This window comes from Cobetia sp. SIMBA_158, from assembly GCF_046566945.1.
In the GTDB taxonomy this organism is placed as follows: domain Bacteria; phylum Pseudomonadota; class Gammaproteobacteria; order Pseudomonadales; family Halomonadaceae; genus Cobetia; species Cobetia amphilecti.
The window spans coordinates 337,173-353,155 of record NZ_JAWJYL010000005.1 but is presented as its reverse complement, the minus strand read 5'-3'; the positions used below and the strand labels follow the sequence as shown (position 1 = coordinate 353,155).

Genomic DNA, 15,983 nt, shown 5'->3' with positions numbered 1-15,983 from the left:
ATTTGGTGACCTTGTCACCACTCATCGGCAAGCGCTCACACGAATTACCTGATCAAATTTTTAAAGAGCGTCGCTGTGAAGCGAGGAGGCACATTCTACTCGGAACGCTTGAGAAGTCAAGCACTTGATGATGAGTCAGTCGACTGCCTCTAAGCATCATCAAGCGGTGAGGAGCGTTGCTCGATCACCTGTTCCGTAAGGAGTGCGACGTATTCTAGCGAATCGCCCGGGATTGTCAATCGATGAATCCGAAGCGGGCTTCAAAAACATCAAGTAAAACAATCACCTGCAAACCTCTTTCACCGCTGGCAACGCCATGCGTCCCCGGCAGCGGATGCGTACTTTACGCACGAACCGCCGCGAGGGCAAGGGCTTTTTCAAGAGATTGTCATCAGGGTGTCATGCATCTCGAACACCTCCCATCACCTTGGTGCCGATGCTCTATCGACCAGACCGAGAATCGATTGATAGCTGAGCCCGGAGTGCTCACTCAGCCCTATCTCGCAGGTGCGCGAATTGGAAACCCCGTAGTCGCAATCGGCCACTACCTCCTTCAGCCCCTTCAATGCCGAGGCATTGAGCTCCGGTGTACTGAAGCCCTTGTCGCCGGCGAAGCCGCAGCAGGTGATCTCTTCCGGCACGACGACTTCGCTGGCGCACTGCCGTGCCAGCGCCACGAACTGCTCCGCCAGCCCCATGCGGACACTGGAGCAGGTGACATGCACCGCGACTCTCTCATTGAGAGGTGTGATCGAGAGATAGGGCAATAGATAGTCGAGTACCAGCTGCACCGGCTCGACCAGAGTCAGCGACACCTCGAGATGCTCGCCCGCATAGGCCTGAGCCTGTGCCAGGCACGGACTGGTATCACAGAAGATCGGCAGCCGTCCGCCGTCGCTCGCCTCCACCAGCGCCGCTGCCAACTCGGCGGCCTTGGCATCTCCCGCCTCGAACTGCCCCTTGGACTGGAAGGCCATGCCACAGCACAGCGCCTCCACCCCTTTCGGCAGCACGACCTCGAAGCCTGCCTTGTCCATCAAGGCCAGCGCCATTTCCGTGACACTGCGCGGATCGCGATCAGCAGCAGCGACCCCGAAGACACGCGTGGCGCAGGACGGGAAGTAGACGACATGCCCATTGGGCGCTGCACTGCGCCCCAGTGGCTGCGCGAGATGCTTGAGATAATCACGCGCAGCGGCGGCCGGCATGCTGGGAGTCCATTGCTGCACCCTGTCGCCGGACATCTTGCGAGCAGTCTGGGTCAGGCGACGCATGTTGCGCGTGCCGACGGCACCATGCAGCCCATCCGCCAGCCTGAGCACGCCACGCATGCCGCTGGTGACCCGCGTGAAGTGCTCACCGGCCCAATGCGCCACCTTCACCTTGCCTGGATGATCGGCACCGGCGTTCTCCTCATGACGCAGCCCCCGGATCAGATCACCGGTATTGATACCGACCGGACACTGGGTCGCACACAGGCCATCGCCCGCACAGGTCTCCATGCCCTGATAGGCGTATTCCTTCCTGAGCACTGCCAGCTGGTCGCGCTGTGCATCATCCGGTGCCTCGAGCGCTGCCAGGCGTGCGATCTCCCGACGGATGACGATGCGCTGGCGCGGCGTCAGGCTCAGGTTCTTCGACGGGCAGACCGATTCACAGAAGCCGCACTCGATGCAGCGGTCCACCAGCGGGTCCGCCGCCGGCAATGGCTTGAGTTTTTCCAGATGCAGGCGAGGGTTGCGCGTCAGGATCACTTCCGGATTGAGCAGGTTGTCCGGATCGAAGGCCTCCTTGATACGCCACATCAGGGCATAGGCATCCTTGCCCCACTCAAGCTCTACATAAGGCGCCATGTTGCGACCGGTGCCATGCTCGGCCTTGAGCGAGCCACCATATTCCTGCCCCACCAACTGCGCGACGTCATCCATCAGCGCCTGATAGCGCGCCACCTCGCCCTCGCGCTCGAAGCCCTGCGGGAAGACGAAGTGAAGATTGCCCTCCAGCGCATGGCCAAACAGGATCGCCTGGGAGTAACCATGCCGCTGGAAGACCTCCGTCAGCGCACCGACGCCTTCCGCCAGCCGCTCGATGGGGAAGGCGACATCCTCGATGATCACGGTGGTCCCCAGGTCACGCACTGCACCGACCGCCGGAAACAGCCCCTTGCGGATCTTCCAGTACAGCGCATAACGCTGCGCATCCTGGGTGAAGGCCCACGACTCGCAGGTCTCGATGCCTTCCAGCACGCGGGCAACCTCGGCCATGCGCGCCTCCAGCTCCTGATGATGCGCGCCCCGCACATCCACCAGCAGCGCGACCGCCTCTTCCGGCAGGGTGCGCAACACGTCCGGCATGCCCGGTGCGTCCTCGACAGAGCGCAGCGCCGCGCGGTCCATCAGCTCCACCGCCGCGACCGGCGCCGTCTTCAGCAGCATGGTGGCGCGACAGGCCGCATCGATGTTCGGGTAGTACACCAGCGCCGCCGCCTTGTGCGGCTCCTCGATCACGGTGCGATAGGTAATGGAGGCGATGAAACCCAGCGTGCCTTCCGAACCGATCATCAGATGCTTGAGGATCTCGAGACCATCGGCATAGTCGACCAGCGCATTGAGGCTATAGCCGGTGGTGTTCTTGAGCCGGTACTTGTGGCGGATGCGCTCGGCCAGCTCAGGGTCGGTGCGCACACTGGCCGCCATGCGCTCCAGCTCCGCCAGCAGACCACCATGACTGGCGCGAAAGGCCTGCACGCTCTCCGGCGAGGCCGTATCCAGGCAGGTGCCATCGGCGAGAATGACGCGCAGGTCCTCGACGGTGCGATAACTGTTGTGTGCCGTGCCGCAGCACATGCCGGACGCATTGTTGGCCGCGATACCGCCGATCATGCAGCTGTTGATCGAAGCCGGGTCCGGGCCGATCTTGCGCCCGAAGGGTGCCAGCAGCTGATTGGCACGCGCCCCGATCACCCCCGGCTGCAGGCAGATGCGACTGCCCTGCTCCAGCACCTGCGCCCCTCGCCACTCACCACCCAGCTGGATGAGCACCGAATCCGTCAGCGCCTGGCCGGACAGTGACGTCCCTGCCGCACGGAAGGTCACCGGCAACTTGCGCGCCCGGCATTCGCGCAACACATGCCCCAGCTCCTGCTCGTCATGCACCCGCACCACCAGTTGCGGCACCAGCCGATAGAAGCTGGCATCCGTCCCGTAGGCCAGGGTACGCAGCGGATCATGGATCAGGCGCTCACCGGGAATGTGCTGCGCCAACGCCTCGCGCAGGGCGTCATAGGCAGCAGCACGCGCCTGGGGAGAGGCATGCCCGCCCATGGCAGGGTGAGCAGTGGAGTCAGGGGCAGCAGCGGCGGTCATGGCCAGTCTCTTTATCAGTTCAGTCAGGATGTCTTTCAGGGTATCAGTCAGCACGGATCACGCTTACGGCAGCAGCGGATCACTCAGACCCACCAGGTGGAACGCCAGCATGCCCAGCACGCCGGAGGCCAATAGATAGTAGGCGGTCGGAATCGCCGTCATGCGCAGGGTACGACCCTCACGCCCCAGCAGACCGACGGTCGCCGAGGCCGCCACGACGTTGTGGATGGCGATCATGTTGCCGGCCGCGGCCCCGACCGCCTGCAGCGCTACCATCAGCGCTCCCGACAGCCCGAGCTGGGCGGCGACATTGAACTGGAACTGGGACAGCATCATGTTGGAAACCGTATTGGAGCCGGCGATGAAGGCCCCCAGCGCGCCGATGCCCGAGGCGAACAACGGGTAGGCCTGACCGAGGCTGTCAGCCACCACGTCAGCCATCACCACCGGCATGGACGCCAGGTCGTTCAGATTGACGCCGGAGTTGATCAGAATGCGCACCATCGGAATGGTGAACACCAGCACGAAGCCGGCGCCGACCAGTGTGCGCCAGGATTCGCTGGCCGCCGCCACCAGCTGGCGAGAGGCCATGCGATGCAGCAGCAGCGTGATCAGGGCCACGAAGACCATGATGCCGCCAGGCAGATAGAGCGGCTGTATCGCGCCGGAGATACCGCTGGCACCCAGCAGGTCAGTGGCACTGAATTGCACGCTGACCAGCCAGCCCTTGAAGTCACTCGATACGCGTGAGGCGACCAGCAGCAGCGCGATCAGCCCATAGGGCAACCACGCCAGCCACAGAGGCAGCGGCTTTCTGCCCGCCGCGGCGGCCTCGACATCATCACGCTCCAGCGTCAGGTCACCCAGCCAATGCTTGGGCCACTCGGCCTCGGGCGGAAAATCCCAGCTGTCCTTCGGCAGTAGAAATCCGGCACGCGCCGCTGGCACCACGAGGATCAAGCCGACCAGAGCGCCGATCAGTGACGGGAATTCCGGGCCGAGGAAGATACCCGCCGCCACGTAGGGCAGCGTGAAGCACAGGCCGGCGAACAGCGCGAACGGCGCAATCGACAGCCCCTCGCTCCAGCTTTTCTTCGCGCCGAAGAAGCGCGTCATCATCACGGTCATGAACAGCGGCATCAGCAGGCCGACGATGCCATGCACGATGGCGACCTCCGAGGTGATCAGCTGCATGAAGGCCTCCCAGCTGGAATGGTTCGCCAGCAGCTGCTCACCGAGATTGGCCTTGTCGAGGCCCGCATTCACGCCGATCACGATCGGCGTGCCCACCGCCCCGAATGATACCGGCGTCGACTGGATCATCATGCCCACCATCACCGCCCCCAGCGCCGGGAAGCCGATGGCGACCAGCAACGGCGCCGCGATGGCCGCAGGCGTACCAAAGCCGGAAGCCCCCTCGATGAAGCTGCCGAACAGCCAGGCGATGATGATGGCCTGTACGCGACGGTCGGGACTGACGGTGGTGAAGGCGCCGCGGATCACCGCGATCGCCCCGGAATGCTTGAGCGTATTGAGCAGGAAGATGGCGCCGAAGATGATCCACAGCACCGAGACGGTCACCATCAGCCCCTGCAGCGTGGAGGCCAGAATGCGCGTCAGCGACATCTGCCATACGAAATAGCCGATGGCAGCGGTGACGAGAAAGACCAATGGCATGGCGCGACGCGCGGGCCATTGCAGACCGACGAGCAGGATGCCCGCCAGCAGGATAGGGGTGAAGGCCAGCAAGGCCAGCAGTGGCTCGGACATGACGGAAACTCCGCAGGCGAATTGTTGTGATTGTTGTCTGGCACGGCAGTGAAGGACTCGGGGGTTGGCGCACCCTTGGGTCAGGCCTTCCGATAAATTGGTCATACCAATTTACCTACTGTGCTTCGGCATAATCTAGGCGTCGCCTCGAAAGGGGTCAAACATCATGTAGTACAAGGTATCTAGACATTGGTCAAAGCAGCTTCATTGCGTAAAATTGGTCTTACCAATTATTGATAGCACTCATCTCCCACGCGAGGCGTGGTTATCACACATATTGGTAAGACCAATGTCGGCTGTGGCGTGGAATGCCCACGGGCCACACTGATCATCGGCAGCGCCGCAAGCGCCCCTCTCTTGCATGCCGCGCTCTGGCTTTCCAGCGTTCGGCGCCGCCTTTCACCTTTGCCGCAAGGACACTTCCATGCGTTACGCCCCCGTCCGCCAACCCCGTATCGCCGATGTACTTACCGAGCGCCTCGAAAGCATGATCATCGAGGGCAGCCTGAAACCCGGCGAGCGCCTGCCACCGGAGCGCACCCTGGCCGAGCAGTTCGAGGTCTCGCGCCCCTCCGTGCGGGAGGCCATCCAGAAGCTGGCCGCGCGCGGACTGCTGACTTCACGCCAGGGCGGCGGCACCTACGTCTCTGAAGAGCTGGCGCGCGCCTGGTCGGACCCGCTCAGCGCGCTGCTGGGTCGCCACGGCGAGTTCAATCTCGACCTGCTGGAATTTCGCGATGCGCTGGAGGGCATCAGCGCCTACTACGCCGCCATGCGCTCCACCCCTGCCGACAAGGCAATGCTGCGCCAGCGCTTCGAGGACCTGGAGAAGAGCTTCGAGGGACGTGACCCGGAGCGCGAGGCCGGTGCCGATGCCGCCTTCCACCTCGCCATCGCCGAGGCCGCGCACAACGTGGTGCTGCTGCACTCGATGCGCAGCCTGTTCCAGTTGCTGGAGAAGAGCATCGTGGCCAACCTGCGCCACCTGTTCGAGAAGCCGGAATCACGCCCGCGCCTGATCCAGCAGCACCGCAGCCTGTTCGAGGCGATCATGGAAGGCCGCGCCGAAGATGCGCGCAACGCCGCCCATGAGCATCTGGTATTCGTCGAGGATTCACTGCTGGAACTGGAACGCGCCGAGACTCGTGCCCAGCGCGCCTTGCGCCGTGCCCAGGCGGCGCCGGATGGCTCATGACGCTCAGTCATGACGCTCTGGCTGAATATGGAGTTCCGGATATGCAGTGCTTGAGATGAGGGCCTGAACATGAAGGCTTGCCGATGAAGGACACGCGCCTGCCCCAGCTGTGGCGTCTCGTACTGGCGGTCGTGCTACCGCTGGGGCTGATGCTGTGCGTGTGGCAGGCGGTCTCGATGGCGCGCAGCCAGGGTCTGGAGCGCCTGGGGCATGAGGCAGACAACGAACTGCGTCTGACCGCCGCCAGCCTGCGCGGCCAGCTGAATCGCCACGCCTATCTGCCCAGACTGGTGGCAGAGAATGACCAGCTGCGCGACTTTCTCGATCACCCAGAAGACCCCAGCGCGGAAGTGGCACTCAATCAGCGCCTGGACCGCATGCGTGAACTGGCCGGCATCTCGGACCTCTATCTGGTCGATGACACCGGCACGACCATCGCCGCCAGCAACTGGCGCTCCGCCAACACCTTCATCGGTCAGAACTACCGCTTCCGCCCCTACTGGCAAGACGCCATCAATGGCGGCGAGGGGCGCTTCTACGGGCTGGGCACCAGCTCCGGTGAGCGCGGTTACTTCTTCAGCGCTGCCGTCACCAGCCCGCAGGGACGACGTGGCGTGGCCGTGGTCAAGGTGCAGATAGAGGCGCTGGAGGCGGCGTGGCTCGACCAGAATGCTGACATCATGGTCACTGATCCGCATGGCGTGATCTTCATCGCCAGCCAGGCGCAGCGGGTACTGCGCACGCTGGAGCCACTCAGCGAGGAGACACGCAACCGGCTGCTCGACACCCAGCGCTATGCCAATCAGCGCCTGCGCCCGCTGCGCCTGCATCACCGCGAGGCGCTACCGGAGCTGCTGGGCTCGCCCTTTGAGTCACGCCGAGACACGACCTCCATCGAGCTGTTGCAGCTGACACCGGGGGATCTCTGGCAGCACGCCTGGTTGAGCCTGTCCCAGCCACTACCGGACATCGGCTGGCGCCTGCATGTGCTCAAGCCACTGGCACCGCTGCGCAGCGGTATCTGGCAAGCGGCCGGGCTCGCGGCCGGTGGTTATGCCTTGCTGTGTCTGCTGGCAGGGCTGGGCTGGCAGCGACTGCGCATCCTGCGTGAGCGTCGCCTGTTCGCCGAGCGCGAGCGCCAGAATCTCGCCAGCAGCCAGCAACGGGTGCGGGGCATCATCGACCGCACTCAGGCTGGCCTGTGCATCCTCGATGAGCGGGTCCGGCTGGTGTATCTCAATCCGACGGCCATCGCGCTGTTCGGCTCGCCCTTGAGTGCCGATGCCTCACCGGAAGACTCATCCCGCCAGCCCAGCGCCCGTGAAGGGCGTGATCTGCGCGAGCTGTTCCTGCCGGCCGAGCGCCACCTGCTGGACCGCCTGACCCTGGCCCGCTCCGTCGGCCCACTGGAAGTGCATGGCCTGCGCGAGGGTGTCGCGGTGCCACTGGAGCTTTCCTGCTCGCCGCTGCCCAGCCCCAATGGCCCGCGCTGGCTGGTCACGGTCTTCGATGTCAGCGAACGCCGTGCCCAGGCCGAACAACTCGCCCAGGCACGCGATGCCTTCGAGCAACGTGTGGTCGAGCGTACCCGCGACCTCGCCGCCAGCAACACGCGCCTGAGCGCCGAAGTCGAGGAGCGCACCCGCGCCGAACGCGAGCTGCGCGAGACGCGCGATGAATTGATCCAGACCGCCAAGCTGGCGGTGCTGGGGGAACTGGCCGCCGGCATCAATCATGAGCTCAATCAGCCATTGGCCGCCATCCGCGCCTATGCCGAGAACGCGACCGCCTTCCTCGCCCGCGCCCAGACCTCCCAGGTCGAGAGCAATCTGCGCCAGATCACCGAGCTGACCCAGCGCATGGGCGAGATAAGCGCGCAGCTGCGTCAGTTCTCACGCAAGAGCGGTGATCGCCTGGAGGCCATCGACCTCACCACCAGCCTCGACTACGCCCTGCGCCTGCTGCATGCACGCTGCGAGGCACTCGGCGTGACCCTCATTCGCGAAGCGAGTCCAAAGCTTGACCGGGTGCGCGCCGAGCCGGTACGCCTGGAGCAGGTGTTGGTCAACCTGCTCGGCAATGCGCTGGATGCGCTTGCCGACATGCCCCCCGAGCGCACGGAGCCCCCCAGCATCCAGCTCAACCTGCATGAGCAAGCGGGCAGCGCCGGCAATCAGATCGTGCTGGAAGTCCACGACAACGGCCCCGGCCTCGAGCCATCGCAACTGGTACGCGTGTTCGAACCCTTCTATACCCAGCGTGCCGACGGCCAGGGACTCGGGCTGGGGTTATCGATCAGCGCGCGTATCGTCGCCGACCTCGGCGGCACCCTCGAGGCGTATCCCTCGCCGCTGGGTGGCGCACTGTTCCGGCTGACGCTGCCGGCACTCTCGATGCACTCACTGGCGATGCCCTCACATCAGCCGTCGCCCTCACAAACCCCGATGCCCTCACAAACCCCGATGCCACCCACCGCCAACCATTCACAGGAGCCGTCATGAGCGACGTCACGAATACCGACATGCAGGTGCTGGTGGTGGATGACGAACCGCACCTGCGCGACAGCCTGAGCCAGAGTCTGATGCTGGCCGATTACCGCACTCGCCCGCTGGCCAGTGCCGAGCAGGCACTGGCGATCCTGCGCGCCGAAGCGCCCTTCGAGGGTGTGGTGGTCACGGACATTCGCATGCCGGGCATGGATGGCCTGAGCCTGCTGCACGCGGCGCATGCCGTGGATGACGAGCTGCCGGTGATCGTGATGACGGGGCATGGCGACATCGATACCGCCGTCGCGGCCATGCAGGCCGGTGCCTGGGATTTCATCGAGAAGCCCTTCGATCGCGAGCGCATGCTCGATGGCGTGCGGCGTGCGGTGGCCGCCCGCCGGCTAGCGCTGGAGAACCGCTCGCTGCGCGAACAGCTGGATACCCAGCGCAACAGCGCCGGCCCCAGGCTGGTGGGCAGCAGTGACATCATGCAGCGCCTGGATGCTCAGGTATCACGCCTGGCGGCGGTCGATGCCGACACCCTGCTGTATGGCGAGACCGGCGCCGGCAAGGACCGTGTCGCCCGCTGTCTGCACGAACGCAGCGCCCGCGCCAGCAAGCCCTTCGTGGCGCTCAACTGTGGCGGCATGCCGGAGACATTGATCGAGTCGGAACTGTTCGGCCATGAGAAAGGTGCCTTCACCGGTGCCAGCGAGCGCCGCATCGGCAAGCTGGAACACGCCGACGGCGGCACCCTGTTTCTCGATGAGATCGAATCGATGCCGATGTCGTTGCAGATCAAGCTGTTGCGGGTGCTGCAGGAGCGCAGCATCGAGCGGCTCGGCAGCAATACGCCACGCCCCATCGACATCCGCGTCATCGCCGCCACCAAGCGGGATCTGCGTGAAGCGGCCAGCGCCGGCGAGTTTCGCGAAGACCTCTACTACCGCCTGAACGTGGTCACGCTGTATCTGCCGCCACTGCGCGAGCATGCCGAGGACATCCTGCAGCTGTTTCGGCACTTCGCGATTCTGGCCAGTGAACGCACCAGTCTGGAAGTCCCGCCGCTGGATGCCACCACCCTGCAGGCACTGCTGGCGCATGACTGGCCGGGCAACGTGCGTGAACTGAGAAACTGTGCGGAACGCCATGTGCTGCTGGGCGGGCTGGAAGGCAACATCGGCGACAGCATGGCGGAAGGGCGACCGCTCACTGCGGACACGAGTGGCCCGGCCGTGAACAGCACGGAAGCCGCAAGAGAGGCGGACAGAGTAGACATCACCGCCGGCACGGGCGAGCGGCATGCTTCAGGCGCACCGGGGGAATCAGGCGAGCTGGGGGAACTGGAGCACAACGTGAAGGCAGCCACGCAGGCGCAATCGCTGCCGCAGCGCATGGAGGCGTTCGAGGCCGCGCTGATTCGCGAAGCCCTGGCGGCCAGCAAAGGTCAGGTGGTGATGGCCTGCGAACGACTGGGACTGCCGCGCAAGACACTCTACGACAAGCTCAAGAAGCACGGCCTGAGTGCCGAGCCCTATCGTGCCTGATGCATCACAACCAATCACAACAGCAACTGAGATTCGCGCCGGCCTTCAGCCAGACGGCATCAGACGCCGGCCATCAACCGCGACAGACCCGCCCCGAACACGGACAGCGGCCCCTGCAGATGCATGATGTCCACCAGCACCGACAATGGTGGCAGCCAGGGCGTCATGGCGGCGATCACCGCCACCATCGCCAGCGAGTTGCCCGGCTCACGATAATCGAACAGCTTGAAGGCGGTGCCGAAGCTGCGTTTCAGGCGTGCGCCGACCATGTCGACGCTGTACATCTCATCGAGCAGCAGGTGAATCATGGCGCCGAACAACAGGGCCGCGCCCTGCCACCAGGCCTGCTCTTCACTCTGGCCCAGCACATGCAGGCTGGCGGCCGTCACGCCCAGCGAGCACAGCAGTGACGCCAGCAGCGAGTGCCAGATACCGCGATGGACGGTGAAGCGCTTGAAGATGGCGCTGGCCACATAGCGCACGCCCAGATAGGTGGCGCCGCCCGCCATCATCAGCGGCCCCGCCAGCAGACGGTCCTGCAGCAACAGCACGCAGGCCATGGTCGCCAGTACCGCAAACAGCGTGAACAGGATACGGATGGCACGCGAGTTGTCGGAGTCGATATCCGGCAGGATACCGCCGAAGGTGGTCAGGCTCGCCAGCGGAACCCCCTCCGCCAACGACCACAGGCCGCCCTGCCAGCCCGCCGCCGCGACGATGCCGCCGGCAAAGGCCGCTACGGTGATATGGGTACGAAAATTGGCCATGAAATACGGGTCGCGAGCCCTCGACGATGTCACTGGACCAGACGCCACACGCAGGCACTGGATATACGTCCAGATTATGACGCAAGCATTTCATGAAAAACAATGGCTTGTCCTGGTTTGTGCGCGCCACTGCCACATCTGCCTTCTTAAGCTCGTGGAAAAACCGATCCTGGCTTGTGGAAAATCCGCCCCTGGCTTGCGGCAAATCCGGCCCTGAAACGAGCACTCCCCCGCCGGCCTGAGCCAACGGGGGAGTGATCATTGCTACGTCTGCCGCTCTGTGCGAGGGAGATTCAGTCGACGTAGTCTTCGGCCAGATGCTGATCCTTCAGCTTGACGTAGTTCACCGCCGAATAGGTGAAGAACTCACGCTCACTGTCCTTGATCGGGCGCAGTGCCTTGGCCGGGTTGCCGGCATACACATGCCCGCCCTCGAGGCGCTTGCCCGGCGGCACCAGCGCACCCGCCGCGATGATGACTTCATCTTCCACCACCACGCCGTCCATCACGATGGCGCCCATGCCGACCAGCACGCGGTCGTGAATGGTGCAGCCATGCAACACGGCCTTGTGACCGATGGTGACGTCATCGCCGATTTCCAGCGGGTAGCCGCCCGGATTGAAGTCACTGGCGTGGGTGATATGCAGTACCGCGCCATCCTGCACGCTGGTACGCGCACCGATACGGATACGGTGCATGTCGCCGCGAATCACCGCCAGCGGCCATACTGAGCTGTCATCCCCGAGGGCGACATCACCCAGCACCACACTGGCCGGATCGACGAAAACCCGCTCGCCCAGTCGCGGCGTCAGGCCCTTGAAGGATCTAATGCTCATGCCTTACCTCCTGAATTAGGCAACCAGCCTACTGCGCCAAACACCGGGATGCCAATAGCGCAACGGCCTGACTCGCGTTGCGATGTTTTCGACACCCCGTCCCGACGCCCCGCTTGCAGGCTCGCCATGCCCCACGCATCGCGCCACGCCGTGCGCTGACTCAACGCCAGATTCACGCACCGATTGCGCAAGCGCGCTTACTTGAAGAAGCTCCAGCCCAGCACGACGACGACCAGCGGAATCGAGATCCAGCGCAGCACCCAGCGCCAGGTACGGAAGAAGCCACGCGAGGTGCCGAGGCCTGCCAGCGCACGATTCTGCGGCATCACCCAGGCCGCGAAGATGGCGATCAGCAGCCCGCCGATCGGCAGGAAGAAGTCCGGCGGAATCGTCGTCACCGCATCGAAGACATTCATCCCGCCCAGCACGTGCACGTCCTTGAGGCTCGAGAAGGACAGCACCGACAACAGCCCCATCGCCCACACCGAGACACCGACTGCCAGTGCCGCGTGGCGACGCTTGAGCCCCCAGCCCTCCAGCACCTCGACGATGGGCTCGGCGATGTTGATCGAGCTGGTCCAGGTTGCCAGCAGCAACAGCAGGAAGAACAGCGCCAGCAGCACGCTACCGCCCGGCAGATTGGCGAAGGCGATCGGCAGGCTGACGAACATCAGGCCAGGGCCGGAGGCCGGGTCCATGCCCTGGCTGAAGACCGCCGCGAAGATGGCGATACCCGCCAGCAGCGCCACACCGATATCCAGTGCCGCCACGGCGATCGCGGCCGTCGGCAGACTCTGGCGCTCCGGCATGTAGGCGCCGTAGGCCATCAGGGCACAGGCGCCGACCGCCAGAGTGAAGAAGGCATGCCCCATGGCATTGAGCATCACATCCAGCGTGATGGCGCTCGGGTTGGGCATGAACAGCCAGCTCAGTGCGGGGCCGAAGCCGGGCGTGCTGATGCTGTAACCGGCCAGCGCCAGCAACAGCACGTAGAGCAGCGGCATCATCAGGTTGTTGAGGCGCTCGAGCCCGGAAGAGATGCCGGCGGCCACCACACTCATCGTCATCAGCATGAAGACGGTGTGGTTGAAGGTCATCGTGACCGGGTCTTCCAGGAAGGCACCGAAGGAAGCGCCGATCTCCGGCGGGCTCATGCCGCTGAAGTCACCCTTCAGCGAATCGACCAGATACTCGATCGACCAGCCCGACACCACCGAATAGAACGACAGGATGAAGAACATGGTGATGGCGCCGAACAGCCCCAGCCAGCGCCAGTGCGGGGTGCGTCCACCGCTGACGGCCAGATGGGCCAGCGCCTGCATCGGCCCACGACGTCCGGCGCGCCCGATCATGATCTCGGCCATCATCACCGGCAGGCCCAGCAACAGCACGAAACCGATATACAGCAGCAGAAACGCGGAACCGCCGTTCTCGCCGGTCATGTAGGGGAAGCGCCAGATATTGCCCAGCCCTACGGCGGCGCCGGTCACGGCCAGAATGAAGGCTCGGCGACTGCCCCAGCGTTCGGTGGTTTCGCTCATGTCTGCTCTCGTGGTCTCGGTACGGGGGAAGGATACGGGCCCCACTCAGGGGCCAAGGCCAGCAAGATAGCAGCCGTACCGGCCTCGGCCAATGCGACATGCGCGTGGCAACGCCCGCCTATCGAGGCGATAGATTGAATAACACGCGCCGAGGCCTCACATTCTAGGTATCCCCGCGGCAGCGGTGACGCCGTTTTCACGGCGCAATCGATGCGCAAGTTCTCCTTTACCGCTCACCGCTGCCGCCCACCCGAATGACGCGAGGTACATGATGTCGATCAATCCCCTGCTGGAACGCAACACCCTGCCCCCCTTCGACACCCTCAAGGCCGAGCATGTCGAGGACGCGATCAGCGAGCTGCTGGAGCACAACCAGCAGGAGATCGAACGCCTGATCGAGGCCACCCGCGATGACACGCGCTGGGACAACTTCGCCGCGCCGCTGGAAGCGCTGGGCGATCGCCTGAGCCAGGCCTGGTCGCCGGTCTCGCACCTCAACTCGACCATGAACTCGCCCAAGCTGCGTGAAGCCTATCAGGCCTGTCTCGCCAAGCTGTCGGCCTACTCCACCTGGGTGGGTCAGAACAGCGACCTGGCCGCGGCCTATCAGCGCCTCGCGGACAGCGATGAGTTCGCAAGCCTCGATGAAGCCCAGCAGAAGGCGATCACCAACAGCCTGCGCGACTTCCGCCTCGCCGGTGTCGACCTGCCGCAAGACAAGAAGCAGCGTTACGGCGAGATCCAGGCGCGCCTGTCCGAGCTCTCCAACACCTTCTCCAACCATGTGCTGGATGCCACCCAGGCCTGGCACAAGGATGTCGGTGAAGAGGCACTGGCGGGCGTACCGGAAAGCGGCCTTGAAGCGCTCAAGGCCAATGCCGAAGCCAAGGGCCTGGAAGGCTATCGCATCACCCTGGACTTCCCGAGCTTCTTCCCGGTGCTCAGCTATGCCGACAACCGCGAGCTGCGCGAGGAGGTCTACACCGCCTTCGTCACGCGCGCCTCGGAGAAGGGCCCCAACGCCGGTGAGTTCGACAATGGTCCGGTGATCGAGGAGATTCTGGCCCTGCGTCAGGAGCTGGCCGCGCTGATCGGCTTCGACGACTACGCCTCGCTGTCGCTGGCGACCAAGATGGCCGACTCGCCGGCGCAGGTCATCGCCTTCCTGGATGACCTCGCCACCCGCGCCGTGCCGCAGGCGCGTGAAGAGTTCAACGAGCTGGCGGCCTACGCCACCGAGAGCCTCGGCATCGACGACCTGCAACCGTGGGATGTCGGCTATGCCAGCGAGAAGCTGCGCGAGTCGCGCTACGCGATCAATCAGGAGCAGCTGCGCCCCTACTTCCCGGCGCCGCAGGCCATCGACGGGCTGTTCGAGGTCGTCAACCGCCTCTACGGCATCACCTTCAAGCAGCGCGAGGTGCCGGTCTGGCACGAGGACGTCAGCTACTACGAGGTGATCGAGAATGACACCCCGATCGCCGGCTTCTATCTCGATCTCTACGCACGTGAAGGCAAGCGAGGCGGTGCCTGGATGGATGAGTGCCGCGTCCGTCGTCGCCGCGAGGATGGCAGCCTGCAGTTGCCGGTCGCCTACCTGACCTGCAACTTCACCCGCCCGGTGGGCGATCGCTCGGCGCTGCTGACCCACGATGAAGTGGTCACGCTGTTCCACGAGTTCGGTCACGGCCTGCATCACATGCTGACCCGTCAGGAAGTCGCCGAAGTCTCCGGTATCAATGGCGTGGCCTGGGACGCCGTCGAGCTGCCCAGCCAGTTCATGGAGAACTTCTGCTACGAGCGTGAAGGGCTGGATCTGATCGCACGTCACGTCGACACCGGCGAGCGTCTGCCCGATGACATGCTCGAGCGCCTGCAGGCAGCCCGCAATTTCCAGGCGGCGATGACCATGGTCCGCCAGCTGGAGTTCTCGCTGTTCGACTTCCGCCTGCATCATGAGCTCGACAAGCCGTCGGCCAGCGATGTCCAGGCACTGCTCGACGAGGTGCGCAGCAAGGTCGCCGTGGTGCCGGCGGTCGAGTTCAATCGCTTCCAGAATGGCTTCAGCCATATCTTCGCCGGCGGTTACGCCGCGGGTTACTACAGCTACAAGTGGGCCGAAGTGCTGTCGGCAGACGCCTTCAGCGCCTTCGAGGAAAGCGCGGTCTTCGATACCGCCACCGGCCAGCGCTTCCGTGACGAGGTACTGGCACGCGGTGGCTCGCGTGACGCCGCCGAGCTGTTCCGCGCCTTCCGTGGCCGTGACCCGCAGGTCGATGCCCTGCTGCGTCACTCCGGCATCGGTGCCCAGGCGGCCTGATCTCGCCCCATCTCGTGATGGCGCAAGCCTGACCACGAGCTGCTGAGCTTTCGCCGCGGATCGTATGCCACGAACCATGCGCCCCTGACCTTTACCGGTCGGGGGCGTATCATATGGCGCATCATCCGCCCGAGGCGGGATTGCCAGACCTACCCT

At 64.4% G+C, this 15,983-nt stretch carries 9 protein-coding genes; 4 read left to right on the top strand and 5 right to left on the bottom strand.

The genetic code is table 11. The features are described 5' to 3' along the window. Positions 1-422: 422 nt before the first annotated feature. Together R2R70_RS10865 and R2R70_RS10860 are read right to left on the bottom strand one after the other, a co-directional pair. The gene (locus tag R2R70_RS10865) at positions 423-3,365 is read right to left on the bottom strand and encodes an FAD-binding and (Fe-S)-binding domain-containing protein (protein WP_410977975.1); all 2,943 of its coding nucleotides are present in this window, start codon (positions 3,363-3,365) and stop codon (positions 423-425) included. 63 nt (positions 3,366-3,428) lie between these two features. Continuing rightward, positions 3,429-5,135 carry an L-lactate permease gene (locus R2R70_RS10860; RefSeq protein WP_107335820.1) on the bottom strand — a complete coding sequence of 569 codons (1,707 nt, stop codon included), beginning with the start codon at positions 5,133-5,135 and terminating at the stop codon, positions 3,429-3,431. A gap of 424 nt (positions 5,136-5,559) precedes the next feature. Between R2R70_RS10860 and R2R70_RS10855 the strand changes: the two genes are divergently transcribed. The 3 genes from R2R70_RS10855 (at position 5,560) to R2R70_RS10845 (ending at position 10,363) form a co-directional block, all read left to right on the top strand. Further along, positions 5,560-6,330, top strand: a complete 771-nt coding sequence (locus tag R2R70_RS10855) for an FCD domain-containing protein (protein WP_054556318.1) — start codon at positions 5,560-5,562, stop codon at positions 6,328-6,330. Positions 6,331-6,413: 83 nt separating this feature from the next. Further along, positions 6,414-8,831: an ATP-binding protein gene (locus R2R70_RS10850; protein WP_410977974.1), complete on the top strand. Its 2,418-nt coding sequence runs from the start codon at positions 6,414-6,416 to the stop codon at positions 8,829-8,831. After that, positions 8,828-10,363, top strand: a complete 1,536-nt coding sequence (locus R2R70_RS10845; RefSeq protein WP_410977973.1) for a sigma-54-dependent transcriptional regulator — start codon at positions 8,828-8,830, stop codon at positions 10,361-10,363. The genes R2R70_RS10850 and R2R70_RS10845 overlap by 4 nt, the downstream gene beginning before the upstream one ends. A gap of 59 nt (positions 10,364-10,422) precedes the next feature. Here the strand turns inward: R2R70_RS10845 and R2R70_RS10840 are convergent, their stop codons facing one another. The 3 genes from R2R70_RS10840 to R2R70_RS10830 all read right to left on the bottom strand — a co-directional run bounded on the left by R2R70_RS10840 (position 10,423) and on the right by R2R70_RS10830 (position 13,507). Continuing rightward, a complete protein-coding gene (locus R2R70_RS10840; RefSeq protein ID WP_052384803.1) occupies positions 10,423-11,130 on the bottom strand; it encodes a metal-dependent hydrolase in 708 nt (235 codons plus the stop codon). 293 nt (positions 11,131-11,423) lie between these two features. Then, on the bottom strand, positions 11,424-11,966 hold the full coding sequence (locus R2R70_RS10835) for a gamma carbonic anhydrase family protein (protein ID WP_043335714.1): 543 nt from the start codon (positions 11,964-11,966) through the stop codon (positions 11,424-11,426). 197 nt (positions 11,967-12,163) lie between these two features. Next, positions 12,164-13,507 carry a sodium-dependent transporter gene (locus R2R70_RS10830; RefSeq protein ID WP_410977972.1) on the bottom strand — a complete coding sequence of 448 codons (1,344 nt, stop codon included), beginning with the start codon at positions 13,505-13,507 and terminating at the stop codon, positions 12,164-12,166. Positions 13,508-13,778: 271 nt separating this feature from the next. Here R2R70_RS10830 and prlC point away from each other — a divergent pair, with 271 nt between their 5' ends. Further along, positions 13,779-15,827 (top strand): oligopeptidase A, encoded by a 2,049-nt coding sequence (gene prlC / locus R2R70_RS10825; protein WP_410977971.1) that lies wholly within the window; start codon positions 13,779-13,781, stop codon positions 15,825-15,827. Positions 15,828-15,983 lie beyond the last annotated feature (156 nt).